The 17,880-nt window shown below is 73.1% G+C and carries 13 protein-coding genes; 6 read left to right on the top strand and 7 right to left on the bottom strand.

What is annotated here, in order from left to right; genetic code table 11:
- Positions 1-19: 19 nt before the first annotated feature.
- The 5 genes from FNX44_RS11555 to FNX44_RS11535 all read left to right on the top strand — a co-directional run bounded on the left by FNX44_RS11555 (position 20) and on the right by FNX44_RS11535 (position 6,829).
- Complete coding sequence (locus FNX44_RS11555; RefSeq protein ID WP_438948031.1) at positions 20-2,095, top strand: GTPase; 2,076 nt, start codon at positions 20-22, stop codon at positions 2,093-2,095.
- A 404-nt stretch (positions 2,096-2,499) separates the two neighbouring features.
- Entirely contained in the window at positions 2,500-3,978 is a 1,479-nt protein-coding gene (locus tag FNX44_RS11550; RefSeq protein ID WP_143647962.1) for a thioester domain-containing protein, read from the top strand.
- 118 nt (positions 3,979-4,096) lie between these two features.
- Positions 4,097-5,761 (top strand): energy-dependent translational throttle protein EttA, encoded by a 1,665-nt coding sequence (gene ettA / locus FNX44_RS11545; RefSeq protein WP_143647961.1) that lies wholly within the window; start codon positions 4,097-4,099, stop codon positions 5,759-5,761.
- Positions 5,762-5,766: 5 nt separating this feature from the next.
- Positions 5,767-6,204 (top strand): acyl-CoA thioesterase, encoded by a 438-nt coding sequence (locus FNX44_RS11540; RefSeq protein WP_143647960.1) that lies wholly within the window; start codon positions 5,767-5,769, stop codon positions 6,202-6,204.
- Complete coding sequence (locus tag FNX44_RS11535; RefSeq protein ID WP_143647959.1) at positions 6,164-6,829, top strand: DUF8185 domain-containing protein; 666 nt, start codon at positions 6,164-6,166, stop codon at positions 6,827-6,829. Before FNX44_RS11540 ends, FNX44_RS11535 begins: the two co-directional genes overlap by 41 nt.
- 48 nt (positions 6,830-6,877) lie before the next feature.
- On the opposite strand, the gene FNX44_RS11530 is transcribed toward FNX44_RS11535, so the two are convergent.
- The 6 genes from FNX44_RS11530 to FNX44_RS11505 form a co-directional block, all read right to left on the bottom strand.
- Complete coding sequence (locus tag FNX44_RS11530; RefSeq protein ID WP_143647958.1) at positions 6,878-7,864, bottom strand: ATP-binding cassette domain-containing protein; 987 nt, start codon at positions 7,862-7,864, stop codon at positions 6,878-6,880.
- Between the two features lie 2 nt (positions 7,865-7,866).
- Entirely contained in the window at positions 7,867-10,626 is a 2,760-nt protein-coding gene (locus FNX44_RS11525) for a permease-like cell division protein FtsX (protein WP_143647957.1), read from the bottom strand.
- Positions 10,626-13,856 carry an FtsX-like permease family protein gene (locus FNX44_RS11520; protein ID WP_143647956.1) on the bottom strand — a complete coding sequence of 1,077 codons (3,231 nt, stop codon included), beginning with the start codon at positions 13,854-13,856 and terminating at the stop codon, positions 10,626-10,628. The genes FNX44_RS11525 and FNX44_RS11520 overlap by 1 nt, the downstream gene beginning before the upstream one ends.
- Positions 13,857-13,974: 118 nt before the next feature.
- Complete coding sequence (locus FNX44_RS11515) at positions 13,975-14,379, bottom strand: globin (protein WP_143647955.1); 405 nt, start codon at positions 14,377-14,379, stop codon at positions 13,975-13,977.
- A gap of 94 nt (positions 14,380-14,473) precedes the next feature.
- Positions 14,474-15,571, bottom strand: coding sequence for an ABC transporter permease (locus FNX44_RS11510; RefSeq protein WP_228449825.1), 1,098 nt, complete (start codon positions 15,569-15,571; stop codon positions 14,474-14,476).
- A gap of 26 nt (positions 15,572-15,597) precedes the next feature.
- A complete protein-coding gene (locus FNX44_RS11505) occupies positions 15,598-16,329 on the bottom strand; it encodes an ABC transporter ATP-binding protein (protein WP_173019156.1) in 732 nt (243 codons plus the stop codon).
- 129 nt (positions 16,330-16,458) lie between these two features.
- Between FNX44_RS11505 and FNX44_RS11500 the strand changes: the two genes are divergently transcribed.
- Positions 16,459-17,427: a methyltransferase domain-containing protein gene (locus FNX44_RS11500; RefSeq protein WP_143647953.1), complete on the top strand. Its 969-nt coding sequence runs from the start codon at positions 16,459-16,461 to the stop codon at positions 17,425-17,427.
- 28 nt (positions 17,428-17,455) lie between these two features.
- Here FNX44_RS11500 and FNX44_RS11495 read toward each other — a convergent pair.
- A partial coding sequence (locus tag FNX44_RS11495) for an FHA domain-containing protein (RefSeq protein ID WP_143647952.1) occupies positions 17,456-17,880 on the bottom strand: 425 nt, incomplete at its 5' end.

Here is a 17,880-nt window from a genome sequence, read left to right as displayed (position 1 = left end):
CGGGGATGGTGGGCGGGCGGTGGGTCAACCGCACCGTTGGGACGACGGGCTGATCGCTCGGCGGGTACGTCCGCTCCCGGCTCGGCGGAGCTCTCAGCCGCCGCCGGAGGCCTGGCCGGAGGTCGCGTCGCCGGGCCGTGCGGGCGGCCCCGGAGCGGCGGACGAGTCGGTGGAGGTGCTGTCCGCGCCGCCGGCGCCGAACGGAGAGCTGCGGACGTCGGCCGGCACCGGCACCGGCCGGTTCAACGTGCTGTCCGAACCGCAAACGGCTGGCGGGGAGGCCGCCGGAGTGCAGGTTCCCGTGGAACCGGAACCGGAACCGCCCCACGCAGCGCCCCTCGCACCGCCTCTTGAACCGCCGATCGAACTGCCCCTCGAGCCGTCCGCCGAGCCGTCCGCCGGGCAGCCGTTGGGCGGCGGACGGTCGGCCGCGCGTCATGCGGCGGCCAGTGGTGGTGGCGGTGGCGGCGGCGAGCGCGGGCTCGGGACGCGGCTGGTGGCCCTCCGGGAACTGGTCGGCCTCTCCCGGACCCGGCTGGAGCAGGACACACTTGCCGAGGCCGTACGCGTCCTGGAGGAGGCCTCCGCCCGGGGCAGGCTGTCGCGGGCGCACACCACCGTCGCCATCGCCGGGCCCACCGGCTGCGGCAAGTCCTCGCTGTTCAACGCGATCGCGGGCGTCCAGCTCTCGGACACCGGGGTCCGCCGGCCCACCACCTCGATTCCCGTCGCGTGTGTCTGGGAGGCGTCGGAGCGCGACGGCGGTGCCGAGGGGCTGCTGGAACGACTCGGGGTACCGCCGCGTGCCCGGCGCCGGGCCCACGGGCGGACGAGCGACAACCGGATCCTGGGCGGGTTGGTGTTGCTCGACCTGCCCGACCAGGACTCCATGGACCCGGGCCACCGGGCGCAGGTGGACCGGTTGTTGAAGCTGGTGGACGCCGTGGTCTGGGTGGTCGACCCGGAGAAGTACGCCGACGCGCTGCTCCACGAGCGGTATCTGCGACCGCTGGCCGGCCATGCCGAGGTCACCTACGTGGTACTCAACCAGACGGACCGACTGTCCTCCCAGGCCACCGAGGAACTGCTGGACGACCTGCGGCGGTTGCTGGACGAGGACGGCGTGGCGCTGGGGGAGTACGGCGAACCAGGCGCCCAGGTGCTGGCGCTTTCCGCGCTTACCGGGGAAGGCGTGCCGGAGTTCCGGGAGTGCCTGGAGGAACTGGTGGCCCATCGGCAGGCGGCGGCCAGGCGGCTGGCGGCCGATGTGGACCAGGTGGTGGTCGCGCTGCGGCCGGCGTTCGTCGTGGACGGCGAACGGCAGCCGGAGGGACTGACGGTGGCCGCGCGGGAGGAGTTCGAGGAGCGGCTCGGGGTGGCCGTGGGTGCGGCTGCTGCCGGTCGTACGGCCGAGCGGGTCTGGCTGCGTCAGGCGGACGCGGCGTGCGGCACGGCGTGGGCGGGGCTGGCCCGATGGCAGGCCCGCCGGTTGTCCGCCCGGCGCGGGGAGCTTCCGGAGGGCCCGGCCGGGGCGGCTGGTGCGCCGGCGGTTCCGGTGCCGCCGCAGCCCGCCGGGCGACCGGTGGTGGAGCAGGCGGTTCGCGGTCTGGTCGACGAAGTGACATCCGGTCTCCCTGGGGACTGGGCCCGCTCGGTGCGGGATGCGGCGCGGGCCGGTGGTGAGGTGCTGCCGGCGGCCCTGGACAAGGCCGTCGCGACGGTCAAGCCGCCGGAGCGGGTACGCCCTAGGTGGTGGACGATGGCCGCGGCCGGCCAGGCGGCGCTGATGGTCTTCCAGCTGGTCGGGCTCTGTTGGCTGCTGTTCGGGCTGGTCGTGGGGGGGATGGGCGCGGACAGGTGGCCCGCGGTGGCCCTGATGGTGGTCGGAGCGGTGGGTGGGCCCCTGCTCGCCTGGTGCTGCCGACTGGCGGCCAGGGCTCCGGCCGAGGCGTTCGGCGCGGAGCACGAGAGGCAGCTGAGGCGCCTGGCGGCCGACCACGGACGCTCGTTGGTGCTGGAGCCCGTGGCGGCCGAGCTGCTGCGCTACTCGGAGGTGCGGGACCAGTACGTACTCGCTGCGTCAAGGCAACCGTAGCGCCGCCGCAAGAGCTGTGGGGCGATCCGAGCGCCGATCACTCGAACGTGTGGTCGAGTTGTCCACAACCGCCGAGTAATCCACAGGTGCGAGCAGAAGTCTTGACCTCACGTCACGATGGTGCCCGGCCGGACTCCCGGCCGGGCACCGCTCACGCGGTGTCGGTCACCGTCGATGTGAGGAGGTGAAAAGCATGGCCCCAACGCGTTGTTGACCTGGTGTCAGCTCGTCCCGGGCAGCGCCTTGAAGATCCGTTTTCGCGGCATTCGCTGATAACGATTGCGAGTCGGTAGGCGTAGTGATCGCAAAAGTGGGGGATCACGCCGCATTCCCTCTCTACGATCCCCGGTCAGACCCTCCGGGGCCGGATCCCGGTGTGTCGTGGGGCTGATGAGGGGATACGCATGATCGCGATACGCGGCCGGGCAGCCATCGCCCGGCGCGTGGTCAGGGGAGTTGTCGTCGCCTCGGGGCTGGCCGTGGCGACCGGCACGGCGGCGGTCGCGGCGCCGGTGCCGCCGGCGCAGAGCGCCGCCGCGGGTCCCGCCGGTGGCGTGGTGGCCACCCTTGAGGGCCTGAGAGTCTACGACCGGGCGATCGTGGTGGAGGACGGCGAGCGCGTCGAGACCGGCGCGGGGCTCTCGGAGATGTCCGTCAACGGCGGCGGCAGCCTCCAGACCTACGGCGTCGATCTGCACACTCCCACCCAGGAGCAGGCGCAGTACCGCGAGACCGCGTGGGGGGCCTCCCCGCTGCACGGAAACCCCGACGCGGGCCGGATCCGCTGGATCGTGGAGAACTCCTACCCTCAGGTCAACGACCTCACCGCGCTGGCGAAGAAGGCCGGGACCGGCCGTCTCACGCCGCAGACGGCCGCCGCCGGCACCCAGGTGGCGATCTGGCGCTACTCGGACGGCGCCCAGGTCGAGGCCGTCGACAAGGGCGCGCAGAAGCTCGCCGACTACCTGTACAAGGCGGCCGAGCGCAGGGCCGAACCCCGCGCCTCGCTCGCCCTGCTCCCGGTCGCCGTCTCGGGCCCGCCCGGTGGGCGACTGGGCCCGGTGACCGTGCGTACGAGCGGTCAGGCGGTGAGCCTCAGCCCGGCTCCGAACGCCGAACGGCAGGGTGTCCGGGTGGTCGACGAGCGCGGCGAGGAGATCCGCTCGGTGGCCGACGGCGGCCGGTTCTGGTTCGACGTGCCCGAGGACGCCGAGGGCGGCTCGACCGAGCTGACCGTCCAGGCGGCGGCGACCGTGCCGGTGGGCAGGACCCTCACCGGGGCGGGAGAGTCCACCGCCGCCCAGGTGCTCGCCGGGTCCAGCGACTCGACGATCACGGCCACGGTGGTCGCGCACTGGGCCGCCACCGGCCCGCTGCCCGCCGTCACCGCCGTGGACAGTTGTGCCGAGGGCGGCGTTGTCCTCCAGGTGAGCAACGCGGGCGACGAGGAGTACGCCTTCACGCTCGGTGAGCGGGAGTACCGGGTACCGGCCGGAGGGCTGGAGCGGGTGATCGTGCCGGTCGCCGAGGACCAGCCGTACCGCATCATGCTGACCGGCCCCAACGGCTACTCGCCGACCTTCGCCGGAGTGCTGGACTGCGCGACCAAGTCGGTCGCGCCGGTGGCCGACGACGGCCTCACGGTCCACTCCGGACCGGTCACCGTCGGTGGTGTCGGCGGGGAGCCCAACCTCGCCGAGACGGGCAGCTCCGGCAACGTCCCCCTGGTGCTCTCGATCGCCGGTGGTCTGCTTGTGGTCGGCGCCGTGGCGCTGCTGATGGTGCGCAGGTCCAAGCCGTCCCCGGCGAGCACGCCGGAACCGGGACCGGCGTCGGGCGAGGAGAGCGGCCCCGGGGCGTCGGGCGGGGCCGGCGACCGCTGACAGCGGTCCGCCGGGGCCGGGTGAGGGGCAGGGCGCTCACCGCCCGGTTTCCGTCCCCGGCGCCGAGTACGGCAGGATGGTTCCATCTGCCCACTTCCAGAAAGCCGGACGGTTTCCCTTGGCTGAGTACATCTACACCATGCGCAAGACGCGCAAGGCGCACGGCGACAAGGTGATCCTTGACGACGTCACCCTGAGCTTCCTGCCCGGTGCGAAGATCGGCGTGGTCGGGCCCAACGGCGCGGGAAAGTCGACCGTGCTGAAGATCATGGCCGGGCTTGAGCAGCCGTCGAACGGCGACGCGTTCCTCAGCCCGGGCTACACGGTCGGCATCCTCCTGCAGGAGCCGCCGCTGGACGAGTCCAAGACGGTGCTGGAGAACGTGCAGCAGGGCGTGGCCGACACCAAGGCCAAGCTCGACCGGTTCAACGAGATCGCCGAGCAGATGGCGACCGAGTACACCGACGAGCTGATGGAGGAGATGGGCAAGCTCCAGGAGCAGCTCGACCACTCCAACGCGTGGGACCTGGACGCCCAGCTCGAGCAGGCCATGGACGCCCTGGGCTGCCCCCCCGGCGACTGGCCCGTCACCAACCTCTCCGGCGGTGAGAAGCGCCGCGTCGCGCTGTGCAAGCTGCTGCTGGAGGCCCCTGACCTGCTGCTGCTCGACGAGCCCACCAACCACCTGGACGCCGAGTCCGTCCAGTGGCTGGAGCAGCACCTGGCCAAGTACGCCGGAACCGTCGTGGCCATCACCCACGACCGGTACTTCCTGGACAACGTGGCCGAGTGGATCCTGGAGCTTGACCGCGGCCGGGCCCACGGCTACGAGGGCAACTACTCCAAGTACCTGGAGACCAAGCAGTCCCGCCTCAAGGTCGAGGGCCAGAAGGACGCCAAGCGCGCCAAGCGCCTGAAGGACGAGCTGGAGTGGGTCCGCTCGAACGCCAAGGGACGCCAGGCGAAGTCCAAGGCCCGCCTCGCCCGTTACGAGGAGATGGCCGCCGAGGCGGAGAAGATGCGGAAGCTGGACTTCGAGGAGATCCAGATCCCGCCGGGCCCGCGTCTGGGCAACGTGGTCGTCGAGGTGGAGAACCTCTCCAAGGCGTTCGGCGAGAAGGTCCTCATCGACGACCTGTCGTTCACCCTGCCGCGCAACGGCATCGTCGGCGTCATCGGCCCGAACGGCGCCGGCAAGACCACGCTGTTCAAGATGATCCAGGGCCTGGAGCAGCCGGACAACGGCAACATCCGGGTCGGCGAGACGGTCAAGATCTCCTACGTCGACCAGTCGCGGGCCAACATCGACCCGAAGAAGACGCTGTGGGCCGTCGTCTCAGACGAGCTGGACTACATCAACGTCGGCCAGGTCGAGATGCCCTCGCGGGCGTACGTGAGCGCCTTCGGCTTCAAGGGCCCGGACCAGCAGAAGCCGGCCGGTGTTCTCTCCGGCGGTGAGCGGAACCGCCTCAACCTGGCGCTCACCCTCAAGCAGGGCGGCAACCTGCTCCTCCTCGACGAGCCGACGAACGACCTCGACGTGGAGACGCTGTCCTCGCTGGAGAACGCGCTGCTGGACTTCCCCGGCTGCGCGGTGGTCGTCTCCCACGACCGGTGGTTCCTCGACCGCGTCGCCACGCACATCCTGGCGTACGAGGGCGACAGCAAGTGGTTCTGGTTCGAGGGCAACTTCGAGTCCTACGAGAAGAACAAGATCCAGCGCCTCGGCCCGGACGCCGCGCGTCCGCACCGCGCCACCTACAAGAAGCTGACGCGAGGCTGATCCCCATGCGCCACGTGTACGAGTGCCCGCTTCGCTGGTCGGACATGGACGCCTTCGGCCATGTCAACAACGTCGTGTTCCTGCGCTATCTGGAGGAGGCGCGGATCGACATGATGTTCCGGCTGGCCAGGGAGGCGGCCTCGGACGCGTTCACCGGGGGTAGCGTCGTGGCGCGGCACGAGATCGACTACCTGCGGCCGCTGGTCCACCGGCACGAGCCGGTCACGGTCGAGACGTGGGTGTCCAAGCTCGGCCGCGCCTCGCTGACGGTCAGCTACGAGATCAAGGACAGCGCGGAAGTCTACGTGCGGGCCAGCACGGTTGTGGTCCCCTACGACCTGGAGTCCGGTCGTCCCCGGCGGCTCAGCGCCGAGGAGCGCTCCTTCCTGGAGGCATACGTCGATGACAGCTTCGACAACCGTGCGTCGACTGGCGTTCGCTGACCCGGGGGAGGCGGCCGGGCTGGCCGCCTTCCTCCAGCGCCTGATCCGGTGGGAGAAGAACGCCTCGGTGCGGATCAAGGCGGCGGACGGCGTCGTCGGGGTCTTCGCGCGGCCGGCCAGGTTCGACGTGCTGGTCGTGCGCACGGCCCGGCTGCTCGAACCCGTCGAGCTGGACAGCACCGTCTCGGCGGGTGAGCTGCTGGAACGTGTCGACGAGGACCGGGAGGCGGTGTCCGTGCCGCCGGCCGTCACCGGCCCGGCGTGGGCGGGCGTACTCCCGCCGCGCGGCGGTTGGCAGCGGCAGGGAGAGCTGCCGGTGGACGCCGTGCGCACGGTCGCCTCGGCGGCGGTGGCGGAGTTCCGGCAGCGCGCCGAGGCGCTGCCGGAGCGGCAGCGGGACCGGCGGCGGCTGGACGCCCTGGCCGAGGAGATCTGGTCGCGGCCGCTGGGTCGGACGGGCCTGCCGCTGCGCGCGGTACACGCCGCGCACGCGCTGGGCTTCCTCCGCGGCGAGCAGCCGGTGTCGTTGCTGGAGGCGGGCGGCTGGCTTCGGCTGCGCACGTCCTACGGCTCGGTGGCGGTGCGCACGGGACGCCCGGCCGCGCTGCCGGTGAGCCCGGTCTGAGCCCGGTCTGAGCCCACTCCGCCGGGGCCGAACCGGAGAGGGCGGGGGTCAGGCGCGGTCCGGGTGGATCTGGATGTGGTCCTCCTCCAGCTCCAGCAGCACACGTTCCTTGATGCCCAGCGGCTCGGTGAAGTCGCGCGGCAGCTGGAGGCGGCCCGCCCGGTCGATCGTCGCGTACTCCTGCGCGACGACCGACTCCTGGCCGTGCTCGTCCACCTCGGTGCGGCGCAGCACCTCGGAGGCGGTACGGCCGTCCCGGATGGCGACCGTGCGGCGCACCTCCTCGGCCACCGCCGCGTCGTGCGTCACGATGACCACGGTGGTACCGAGTTCGTCGTTGATCCGGCGGAACGCGGCGAAGACCTGCTCGGCGGTGTTGCTGTCCAGCTCGCCGGTCGGTTCGTCGGCGAAGACCACGTCCGGACTGTTGGCCAGGGCCACGGCGATCGCCGTGCGCTGCTGTTCGCCGCCGGAGAGCTGGGCGGGCCGGAGGTCGCGGCAGTGCGCCAGGTCCAGGATGCCGAGCAGCTCGTCCGCCCTGGCCTTCCGACCCCGGCGGCCGCCCGGGCCGCCACCGCCGCGCAACTGCATGGGCAGCATGACGTTCTGGTGGGCGGTCAGGAACGGCAGCAGATTGCGGGCGGTCTGCTGCCAGACGAAGCCGACGATCTCCCGGCGGTAGCGGAGCCGGGTCGCGGCGTCCATGGTCAGCAGGTCGCAGCCGGCGACCGAGGCGGATCCCGCGGTGGGCACGTCCAGGCCGGTCAGGATGTTCAGCAAGGTGGACTTGCCGCTGCCCGAGGCGCCGACCAGCGCCATCAGTTCACCCCGTTCGACCAGCAGGTCGAGGCCCTGGAGCGCCTGCACCTCGATGCCGTCGGTGCTGTAGACGCGGACGAGGCGGTCGCAGACGATCAGCGCGTCGTCGCCGTAGCCGCTCGCGGAACCGCGGGCGACGGCCCGCGCCTCCAGGTCGGCCAGCGAGACCGTGCCGCCACGTGCCGCCGTGTCGGTCGGCTCGGTTGTGTGGGCCATGATCAGTCCACCGTCCTCGGTTCGGTCGGCCGGCGGCGTCCGGCCATCAGCCATGCCTGGATCAGCAGCGTGAGACCGCCCAGCGCCAGGACGCCGAGCGCGGGCAGCGCCAGCGCCGTGGCGTTGAGCGGCAGCTCCGCCCGAAGGCCGGTCGTGGTGGTGCCGGCCAGCGCACCGAGGTCCACACCCGGGCGCAGCAGTACCACCGTGGCGGCGGAGACGAGCACGCCGCCACCGACCGCCAGGGCGTACTGCGGCAGCGACTCCACCAGGAGCAGTCCGCGCGCCTGCCGCCGACTGAGCCCCATGGAACGCAGCCGGGCCAGCAACCTGCCTCGTTCCGGCGCGGTCTGCACGAGGGACAGCAGCAGCGCCAGCACGCTGTAGCCGAGTGCGGCGGCGAGCGCAGCCAGGTAGACGTCGCCGGCGCCGGCCTGGAGCGGTGAGTCGGTGAGGCGTTCGCGCTCCTCGGCGCGGACGGTCACGGCGCTGTCCTCGTCCACCTCGCGGGCGGCGGCGCGCAGTGCCCCGGCGTCCAGGCCGCCACCGGCGGCGTCCCGCGCGGTGACCAGCAGCATCGTCGGTTCCTGGAGATGCCGTTCGTGCGGCTTGGCGCGCAGCCGGCTCACCGCGTCGGCCGAGACGATCGCGAATTCTCCCGAGGTCACGGCGGGTGTGATGTCGATGGTGTGGACAGGGCGCAGGTCGAGCGGCACTCCGGAGGCGGTGATCCCGCCGCGTTCACCGAGCTGCTGGGCGACGCCGGGGGAGACGACGGCCGGCAGGGTCGTGCCGCCGTCGTCCCGCAACGCGTCGGCGGGGAAGGCGCCGAGACCGGTGCGGCGGGCCAACTCGGCGTACTCCTCGGGGTCGGCGATCACCACGAAGAGCGAGGCGCCGCTGCCCCGGCCGGCGTAGCGCCCCCGGGTGTCCGCGTGCACCAGCAGACTGGACCGGACGCCCGGCAGGACGTCGACGCGTTCCTTGATCTCCTCGGGCAGGCCGAGCGCGTCGGCCACCCTGGCGTCGGCGCCGACGGCCGCCAGGGCCGCCCGATCGCGCGCGTCGGCCACCCCGGTCAGGACGGAACCGCCGAAGGCGGCGACGGTCAGCGTCACCAGCAGGGCCAGCAGCGGCAACCCGGCGCCGGCGGGCGCGCGCCCGGCGCGGGCGAGGCCGAGAAAGAGCACCGGGCCGCGCCGGCGCGCCGCCGCCCGACCGAGCAGCCGCAGCGGCAGCGGATACCCGCGAAGCAGTACGACCGCCGCGGCCAGGGACAGCAGTACGGGAGCGGCGGCCAGCAGCGGCCCCGCCTCCACACCCTGGCCGCGCACGGCGGCGACGGCCACTCCGACGAGTACCAGGAGGGTGAGTTCGATGACGGTGCGGCGGCGGGAGGGCCGGGCTCGGACGACGTCCCGGCGGTCGGTGCCCTGGTGGGTGCGGTGCGCGGCGACCGCGCGAAGCGGCCCGGCGAACGTCGCCACCAGTACCACCACAAGAGCGAGCAGCGCGCCGCGCACCGCCCCGCCTACCGAGCCGCCGCCGGGCGCCACGAGCAGCGCCAGTGTGCTGCCGAGCGCGGCGGCCGGCACGGTGACGGCGGCGTTCTCCGCGCTCAGCCGGCCGAACAGGCCGGGCAGCGAGCAGCCTCGGGCCCTGAGCAGGGACAGCTCGTCGCGCCGCCGTTCGACACCAAGCGCGGCCGTCATCAGCAGCACGATCAGGGCGGCGGTGCCGACGCCCAGCAGCGCGGTGGCGACCAGCGGCGCTACCGCGTCCCGTTCCCGTTCGAACGCGGTGAGGACCGGGCCGAGCCCGCTGCTCACCAGGATGTCGCCGACCGGCGACTCCTCGGAGAGGCCCGTCGCGTCCGCGCCGCTGGTCAGCGAGGTCAACATCCGCTGAGCGGTGGGCACCTGGTCGGCGGTCAACGCCCGGGCGTCGATCGGGTGGTGCCAATAGAGCACCGCGCCGTCCCGGATGTCGCGCAGTACGGGCGCCGCCCGCCGGTCGAGCAGTGCGCCGAACTCCCAGAGATAGGCGGGGTCGGAGCCGGGTTCCGTGAGCACCTTCAGCCGGGGCTTGGTCAGCAGCCGGTTGTTGGTCCAGTACGGGTGCGAGCGGTCCTTGGGCCGCAGGAGGCCGGTGACGGTCACCCGCGCCTCGCCCTGTGCGCCGCCCAGCGTGAGGACGTCGCCGACGGACACCTTCATCCGGCGTGCCGTCGCCTCGGTGAGCGCGGCCTCCACCCGCCGGTCCTCGCGGCCACCGGCGACCCGACCGCCCGGCGGGCGCCCGCTGACGACGTCCGCGAAGTCGGTGATCTCACCCTGCTGGGCGAACAGCGTCAGTTCGGGATCAAGGTATGGCGTGGGGCGGGGCAGCCCCTCGCTGACCACGTCGGCGGGCGCGTGGTTCCGCGCGCCGTAGGCGACGCGCTCCGGGTCGAAGCGCAGCGGCGGGCGGATGCGCCGTACGAAGGCCGCCTCCGCCTCGTCCAGCGCGCGCGGCGCCAGGAAGTCGCCGTCCACGCTGCGGTACTGCTCGGGCACCGCCTCGCCGCTGACGCTGCGCTCGAGCACCGTCGTGCCGGAGACGGCGTGCCGCAGCGCCCGGTCCCGCTGGTCCTCGACGACCCGTGGGACGAGTACGGCGCAGAACGACGTGACGGCGACGATGAGTGCGAGCGCCACAGCGGTCGCGCGGGCGGCGGAGAGCCGCACCCGCACCCAGCCGAGCAGTTCCCGCGGCTGTGCCATCAGTGCTCCCCCTGCTCCCGCAGCGCGCCGGCCGCGTCACCCCGGCGCATCGCGATCAACGCCACCGAGAGCAGCGGCACCACGGCCACCGCCGCCAGCAGCAGCCCCAGCGGGCCCAGCGGCACCTCGACCAGCAGCGCGGGCACCGGGCGGGTTGCGTCGGACGTCAGCACGACCAGCGGCAGCACCAGCCGCAGCAGCAGCACACCCAACGCGGTTCCCACGACCAGCGACAGCGCGACCAGGACGGCGTGCTCGGTCGCCACCACGCGGGCTAGCTGCCGCCGGGACGTCCCGAGAGCCCGCAGAACGGCGAACTCCCGCGCACGCTCCCGCACCGAGCCGGCGACGCTCACTGCGAAGCCGGTGGACGCCAGCAGCGCGGCGGCCACGGCGGTGGCGCCCAGCGCCGCACGAGGGCCGGCGCCCAGCGGATCGGCCCGCAGCTGCGCCGCGACCTCCTCGCGTACCAGCACGGTCTCCACGTCGGCGCGGGCCCGCAGCCGCTCCGCGACCTTCTCGGTGGCGCCCGCCCGGGCCCCGACCCACCAGTCGGTGAGCGGAAGCGGACGGCTTCCGGCCGCGTCCAGGGCGCGGTCCAGCGCGGCCAGGTCGACGAGGACCGCGCCGCCGTCGGAGCCGGCGGCGCCGGGCGCGGTCGGCAGCTCCCGGACCGCGCCGACGATGCGGACGGTGACGTCCGTACCGGAGACCTGGACGCGCACCTCGTCACCGACCTTGGCGCCGCTCGCCGTCAGATAGGCGTCGGTGACGACCGCCGGCGGCGGCCCGGGCGGCGTGCCCTCGGCGCTGAGCGACAGGGTGTTGTGGGAGTCCGGGGCGCTGAAGAAGCGGCCGGGTTGCCGGGCGGCGCCGGTGACCCACTCCACCGTCAGGCCGCCCCCGTCGGCGCTGACCGGGTCGGCCTTCGGGCGGCCGCCGGGCACGTCCTCCAGCATGAACTGGGCGTTCGAGGTGGCCAGGTCGGCGGACCAACCGCCGCCCGCGGCGCTCAGACCGGTGATGCTCAGCCGGTGCCGCTGAGGGGCGTCGTACGGCACCTGCGCCTCGACCACCAGGCGCACCAGGCGCAGCGGGCCCGCGAACGAGCCCTCACCGACGGCGCGCCGCGGGTCCAGCCGGAAGCCGTGCGTCCGGTCGTCCGCGGTCAGCGTGCCCAGTCGGAAGCGGTACGGCAGCCCGTGCCGGTCCTCGACGACGGCGGTCAGAGTGCTGTCCTCGACCGGGCCGGACACCTTGCCTCCGCCCGGTGCCGTGGCCGTCAGCCGGGCTCCGATCCGGGTCGCGCCCTCGGCCAGTTCCACGCCGCCGGCGTCGTCCGGGCGATTGGTGAGACGGGTCGCGAACGGTCCGTCGGCGAGGTCGGACCGCATGTGCAGCAGCTTGTCGGTGTAGCGGGTGTCGGTCGCCAGCAGGCGGGTGGTGCGGCCCTCGCGGACGGAGAACTCGCTACGCGCCACCGGGGCCGCCAGACGCACACCGGCGATCTCGTCGAACACCCCGCCCTGACCGAAGTCCGGCGTGTTCCAGCCGGTCACCATGATGTCGGCGCCGGTGCCGAAGTCGGCCTGGTCCCGCTGCGACCGCTCCCAACTGGCGCTCTGGCCAAGGGAGAAGACGCCCATGGCGACGGCCAGCACCAGCAGCGTCGCGGGGGCGGCGCCACGGGCGGGCCGGCGGCTCAGCTGCCAGCCGGCGAGCGGGCCGACCAGCGAACGGCCGCGTGCCGCGCGGCGTTCGGCGAGCCGGGCCAGCGGCGGCAGCAGCCGCAGCGCCAACACCGTGCCGGCCAGCAGCGCCAGCGCGGGCGCCGCGACCAGGACCGGGTCCACGGCCAGCGCGCCACCGGGCTCGCCGCCCAGCACCCCGCCCTCGTCGCGGCGGCGCAGCAGTTGGAGGTAGGCCACGCCGGCGAGCACCACAAGCGCCAGGTCCGCGCCGCCGCGCAGCACGGCCGCGCGGCGACGCCGACCAGCGCCGGCGCCGGGCGGACGCAGCGCGGGCGCGGTCATCATCAGGGCCGCCGCGAGCGCGGTGGCCAGGGCGGTCAGCCACACCGAGCCGCCCAGCTCCGGTGTCAGCTCGACACCGGCCTCCGCGAGCGGGCCGCTGCCCGTCAACCAGCCGACCACCGGACGCACCAGCAGCGGGCCGAGCAGCGCGGCGGGCAACACCAGCAGCAGCGCCTCCGCCGCCGCCAGCCGGGCCAGCGTACGCCGTGAACCGCCGCGAGCCCGCAACAGCGCCGTCTCCGTGGCCCGTTCACTGGCCAGCAGCCGCGCGACCAGAAGCAGGGCGAGACCGGCCAGCAGCGCCAGCTGCACCGCTGCGATGAGCAGCGTCGACCGGGTCACCAGCAGCGACCGGTCCAGCGAGTCGAGGACCCGCGGCAGCTCGCTTGTCACCTCGACACCGTCGACGCCGAAGCCCGCCACGGCGCCGCTCACCCGCTCGGTCAGCCCGGCCAGTTCGGTGGTGCGCAGGGCACTGAAGTCGGCGTCTGCCTGCCAGTAGCCGTCCTGCGGCGGGACGGCGGCGTCAAACGCGGCGGGATGGACGACAAGCGGCCCGTAGGTCGTGAACGAGAGGGTCTGGGCGCCCCGGCCGCCCAGCGGGTCCAGCCGCCAGTAGGGATGGCGGCCGTCCTCGGGCCGGTAGACGCCGCTGATCTCGACGCGCACCTGGGGCTCCTGGAGGCCCTGGCGTCCGGTCACCGTCAGCCGGTCCCCGACGGACAGGCCCAACTGCTCGGCCGCGCGCTCGGACAGCAGCGCCGGCACCCTGCCGGAGCCGGGGGCCGCCGGCCAGGAGCCGTCGACAAGCTTCATCCGGGAGCGTTCGAACGTGGCGAAGAGCGTCAGGTCCGGTTCCTCGCCACCGGAGCGGCCCACGCCGTCCGGCAGGGTGAAGCGCTCGGACTGCACGCTGCTCTCGACCGCTACCGGCAATCCGCCGAACAGCTTCTCCAACCCGGCCCGCACGGCGCGGTCGCTGTTCGCGCGATCGTCGGCGCGCAGCGTGCCCTGGGCCGAGACGATCGCCCGGTCGGCGACGTCCTTCTCCAGGCTGCGCCCGAGCCCGGCGTCGCCGACGGCCGAGGTGAACGCCGTGAGAGTCGTCAACACCGCCGTGGCCAGCAGGACCGTGAGCAGCGCCGCCGTGATCAGCAACCGATGCGTACGGGCGCGCAGCAACACAAACGTGCCCACAGCACCCCCCGTCCGAGCCTGAAGTCCGTTCGATACTCGCAGACTCGGAACCGCTCACACGAGCGATCGGGGGCGGTCGTGACCTGCCTGTGATCCGGCGTTGCGCGGAACGCTCCGATCAGCCAGGGGAGTTGATCATCGAGCGGGCCGCGTAGACCAGGTAGTTCCACATCTGGTGCTCCAGCTCCGGCTCCAGGCCCAGACCGTCGACGGCGGCACGCATGTGACGCAGCCACGCGTCGTGCGCCGCCTGGTCGACGGTGAACGGGGCGTGTCGCATTCGTAGCCGAGGGTGACCCCGCTGGTCGCTGTAGGTGCGGGGTCCTCCCCAGTACTGCATCAGGAACAGCGCCAGCCGTTCCTCCGCCGGGCCGAGATCGTCCTCGGGGTACATGGGACGGAGCAGCGGGTCACCGGCGACGCCCTGGTAGAACAGCCGGGCCAGCCGCCGGAAGGTCTCCTCGCCTCCGGCCTGCTCGTAGAACGTCTGCTGCGGCAAGCTTCCGCGTGGTATCTCCATCACGCCCCCATGGTCGCAGATCCGCGACACCGGCCGGACGAGCCGACCCGGAGCCCGGCCGACCGCGGGCCGGCCGACCGGGCCCGTCGCCGCGCGGTCAGGCGGTGTCCCAGCGGAACATCGAGCGGGCGATCAGGGTGAGCACCGCACCGAACAGCAGCAGTCCGCCGATCACCGGCAGCGCCGTTCCCCAGCTCTCGCCCCGGCTGAGCACCCCCTGCAGAGCGTCCGCCAGATGCCGAAGCGGCAGGAAGCGGGAGACGGTCTGCACCCACTCAGGCGCCGAGTCCAGCGGGAAGAACGAGCCCGAGAGGAAGGCCATCGGGAGCACGATCAGCTGAGCCAGGCCGTTCGCGGCCTCCTCGGTCTTCGCCCACGCGCCGACCACCAGGCCGATCGACATGAAGGCCAGCGTCGCCGAGAGGACCAGCGGCACACACAGCCACCAGTCGCCGGTCAGCTGGAGACCGTAGTAGGGGAGGGTCGCGACGGCCAGGAATATCGCGGTCTGCGCGAGCGCCAGGGCGAGATTCACCCCGACGCGGGCGCCGACCACCGAACCGGTCCCGATGGGCGCCAGCCACAGTCGCCGCAGGATGCGCTTCTTGCGCCAGCTCACCAGGTTGTACGCGGTGCCGAAGACGGCGCCCATGGCGACAGCCCAGCCCAGCAGCCCGGGCGTGAGGAACTGGATCGCCTGGACGGACTCGTCCTCGACCCGGTGGGTGCCGAGCGTGTAGCGGGGCGGCTGGCCCGTCGCCCGGAGGTTCTCCTCCTGGACGATCGAACTGACGATGCCCCGCACGCTGCCGGCCTTCGCCGGATCGGCCGCCGAGACCCGCAGCTCCACCTGGCCGTCGGTCCCGGCGTCCCGGCCGCCGATGTCCGTTCGGGCGCCGGAACCGGCGTCGGACTGGTAGACGACACCGTCGACCTCGCCCTTGCGAACCTTCTCCAGAGCCTGTTCCAGTGCCGCCTTCGAACCGCTCGTCCGCTCGATCTCCAGGACCGGCCGCAGCCGCTCGCGCTCCTTCTCCGGCAGCCCGTCGAAGACCGCGACGTTCCCCACCTGCACGACCTTCACCGCGTTGGCGCTGGTGTCCTTGAAGAGCGCGCCGAAGAGCAGCAGGAACATCAACGGGAAGACCAGCGTGAAGAAGACCGCCGCGCGGTCTCTCAGAAGCCCCAGGGCCATGGCCCTGGACAAGCTGACAAACCCGGTCATTCGCGGTACTCCCGTCCGGTCAGGGCGAGGAAGACGTCCTCCAGGGACTCCACACCCAACTCCTCGATCAGTGCGGCCGGCGCTCCCACGCGCAGCACCTTGCCGTGGTCCATCACCGCCACGCGGTCGCACAGCTGCTGCGCCTCGTCCATGTAGTGCGTGGTGAGGACGACCGTGCGGCCCTCGGCATTGATCGTGCGCAGCAGATCCCACAGGTTGCGCCGGGCCTGCGGGTCGAGGCCGGTGGTCGGCTCGTCGAGGAAGACCAGCTCGGGGTCGTGCACCAGCGCGCAGGCGATCGACAGCCGCTGCGCCTGACCGCCCGAGAGCTGGTCGTCCCGAACACCCGCCTTCTCCGTCAGACCGACCTTCGCGAGCATGGCGTCCGCCGCCTCGGGCGGCACTCCGTAGAGCGCGCCGAACGTCCGTATCTGCTCGCGGGCCGTCAGCTTCTCGAAGAACGCCGACGCCTGGAGCTGTACCCCGATGCGCCGCAGCAGCCGCGGATCACGCGGCCAGGACGGCTCGCCGAGCAGCCGCGCGCTGCCCTCGTCAGGCCGGCGCAGCCCTTCCAGCATCTCCATCGTGGTCGTCTTGCCGGCTCCGTTCGGGCCGAGGATGCCGTAGAACTCGCCTCGGGCGACTTCGAGGGAGACGCCGTCCACGGCCGTCACGTCGCCGTACCTCTTGCGCAGCCCTTCGGCCATGATCGCGGGGGTTTGGTCCATGTGCCGGACGTTATCCCGGAACCGAACACTCCGGCGAAGCCTGTGGATAACTCCCGGCAAGGGGTGCCCGCCGGGCCCGCGGCCCCCGCCGGCCTCGCGTCGTGGGCCCCGGCGCAGGACAGTGGAGACATGCGTAGGGACGCGCTGCTCAGATCGCTGGTCGCCCAGGGCGCACTGCCGGACCCGGCGTGGCGGGCCGCGTTCGAGGCCGTACCCCGGGAGCTGTTCGTGCCCTGCTACTACCTGGGCACCTACCTGGGCCACGAGCGGCGGTGCCGCGACGACCCGGAACCCGACGGGTACGAGCGCTGGCTGGACGGCTGCTACGAGGACGTTCCGCTCGCGGTCAGCATGGGCGACGGGGAACTGCTCTCCTCCAGCAGCCAGCCCTCGCTGATGGCCCGGATGCTGCACGCGCTGGACGTGGCGGACGGCATGACCGTGCTGGAGATCGGCACCGGCACCGGCTGGAACGCCGGACTGCTCTGCCACCGGTTGGGCGAGGAACGGGTCACCACGATCGACGTGGACCCGCAGCTCACGGAGTCGGCCCGCCGCCACCTCGCGGACGCCGGCTACGCGCCGACGGTCGTCACCGGCGACGGATACGAGGGCTGTCCCGAGCGGGCGCCGTTCGACCGGATCATCGCCACTTGCTCGTTGAGCACCGTACCGACGCGCTGGCTCGAACAGTCCGCGGCCGGGGGGCTGGTGATCGCACCGCTCGCCACCGGCGTGATCGCGCTGCGGATCGACGAACCGGGGCGCGGCGAGGGCCGCTTCCTGGCGACCTCCGCCTACTTCGTGCCGCTGCGGGGCGTCGGCTACCGCCCGGAGCCGCTGCCCCGGCTGGCCGGTGTCCCCGGGCACGTCCTGGCAGACGACTCCTTCCGCTTCCTGCTGTCGCTCGGCGCGGAGTCGCTGACGGCGGTCGAGGCGTACGAGGTGTGGCGGCAGGCGCGCCGACCGGGCCGCTCCCGTTTCGGGGTGACCGCCTCCGCAGAGGGACAGTGGGCCTGGCTGGACGACCCGCACGGCCCGCACCGTTGGCCACTACTCCCCGCCGGCGAGGCCGACGACCCGCTGGAGGACACCTAGCCGCGGCGGACGGCCCGCCGGAAAGCTCCTAGCCGCGGCGGACGGTGATCGTCGTCCAGGCGCCGACGTGCACCCGGTCGCCGTCCCTGAGCGGCACCGGGACGAACGGCTGGATGGGATCCTCCGCGCCGTTGATCGTGGTGCCGTTGGTGGAGTCCTGGTCGACGACCGCCCAGCCGCCGTCCGGCTGGAGGACCAACATCGCGTGCTGGTGGGAGACGCCCGGGTCCTCCGGGGGTCTGGAGAGGTCGACGTCCGGCGCCTCGCCGGTCGACTGCCGGCGGCGGCCGATCGTGATCTGCTGGCCGGTGAGCTGGAGATGCTGCTCGGGGGCGCCTTCCGGCATCCGCAGTCCGGCGCCCTCCGGCCCGCTGCGTTCCATCATCGCCGCGAAGTACTCGCGGTCCTGCCAGACGGTGATCTGCCACGGTCCGGCCGGCGGCGGGGCGGGCT

It is taken from the genome of Streptomyces alkaliterrae (genome assembly GCF_007097205.2).
Classification (GTDB): domain Bacteria; phylum Actinomycetota; class Actinomycetes; order Streptomycetales; family Streptomycetaceae; genus Streptomyces; species Streptomyces alkaliterrae.
This window is presented reverse-complemented; position numbering and strand designations above follow the sequence as displayed.

Excerpts from the sequence above, each read along its gene's own strand:
- FNX44_RS11550 (WP_143647962.1), top strand. The coding sequence starts at position 2,500 with ATGATCGCGATACGCGGCCGGGCAGCCATCGCCCGGCGCGTGGTCAGG.
- FNX44_RS11540 (WP_143647960.1), top strand. The coding sequence starts at position 5,767 with ATGCGCCACGTGTACGAGTGCCCGCTTCGCTGGTCGGACATGGACGCC.
- FNX44_RS11535 (WP_143647959.1), top strand. The coding sequence starts at position 6,164 with ATGACAGCTTCGACAACCGTGCGTCGACTGGCGTTCGCTGACCCGGGG.
- FNX44_RS11530 (WP_143647958.1), bottom strand. The coding sequence starts at position 7,864 with ATGGCCCACACAACCGAGCCGACCGACACGGCGGCACGTGGCGGCACG.
- FNX44_RS11525 (WP_143647957.1), bottom strand. The coding sequence starts at position 10,626 with ATGGCACAGCCGCGGGAACTGCTCGGCTGGGTGCGGGTGCGGCTCTCC.
- FNX44_RS11510 (WP_228449825.1), bottom strand. The coding sequence starts at position 15,571 with ATGGCCCTGGGGCTTCTGAGAGACCGCGCGGCGGTCTTCTTCACGCTG.
- FNX44_RS11505 (WP_173019156.1), bottom strand. The coding sequence starts at position 16,329 with ATGGACCAAACCCCCGCGATCATGGCCGAAGGGCTGCGCAAGAGGTAC.
- FNX44_RS11500 (WP_143647953.1), top strand. The coding sequence starts at position 16,459 with ATGCGTAGGGACGCGCTGCTCAGATCGCTGGTCGCCCAGGGCGCACTG.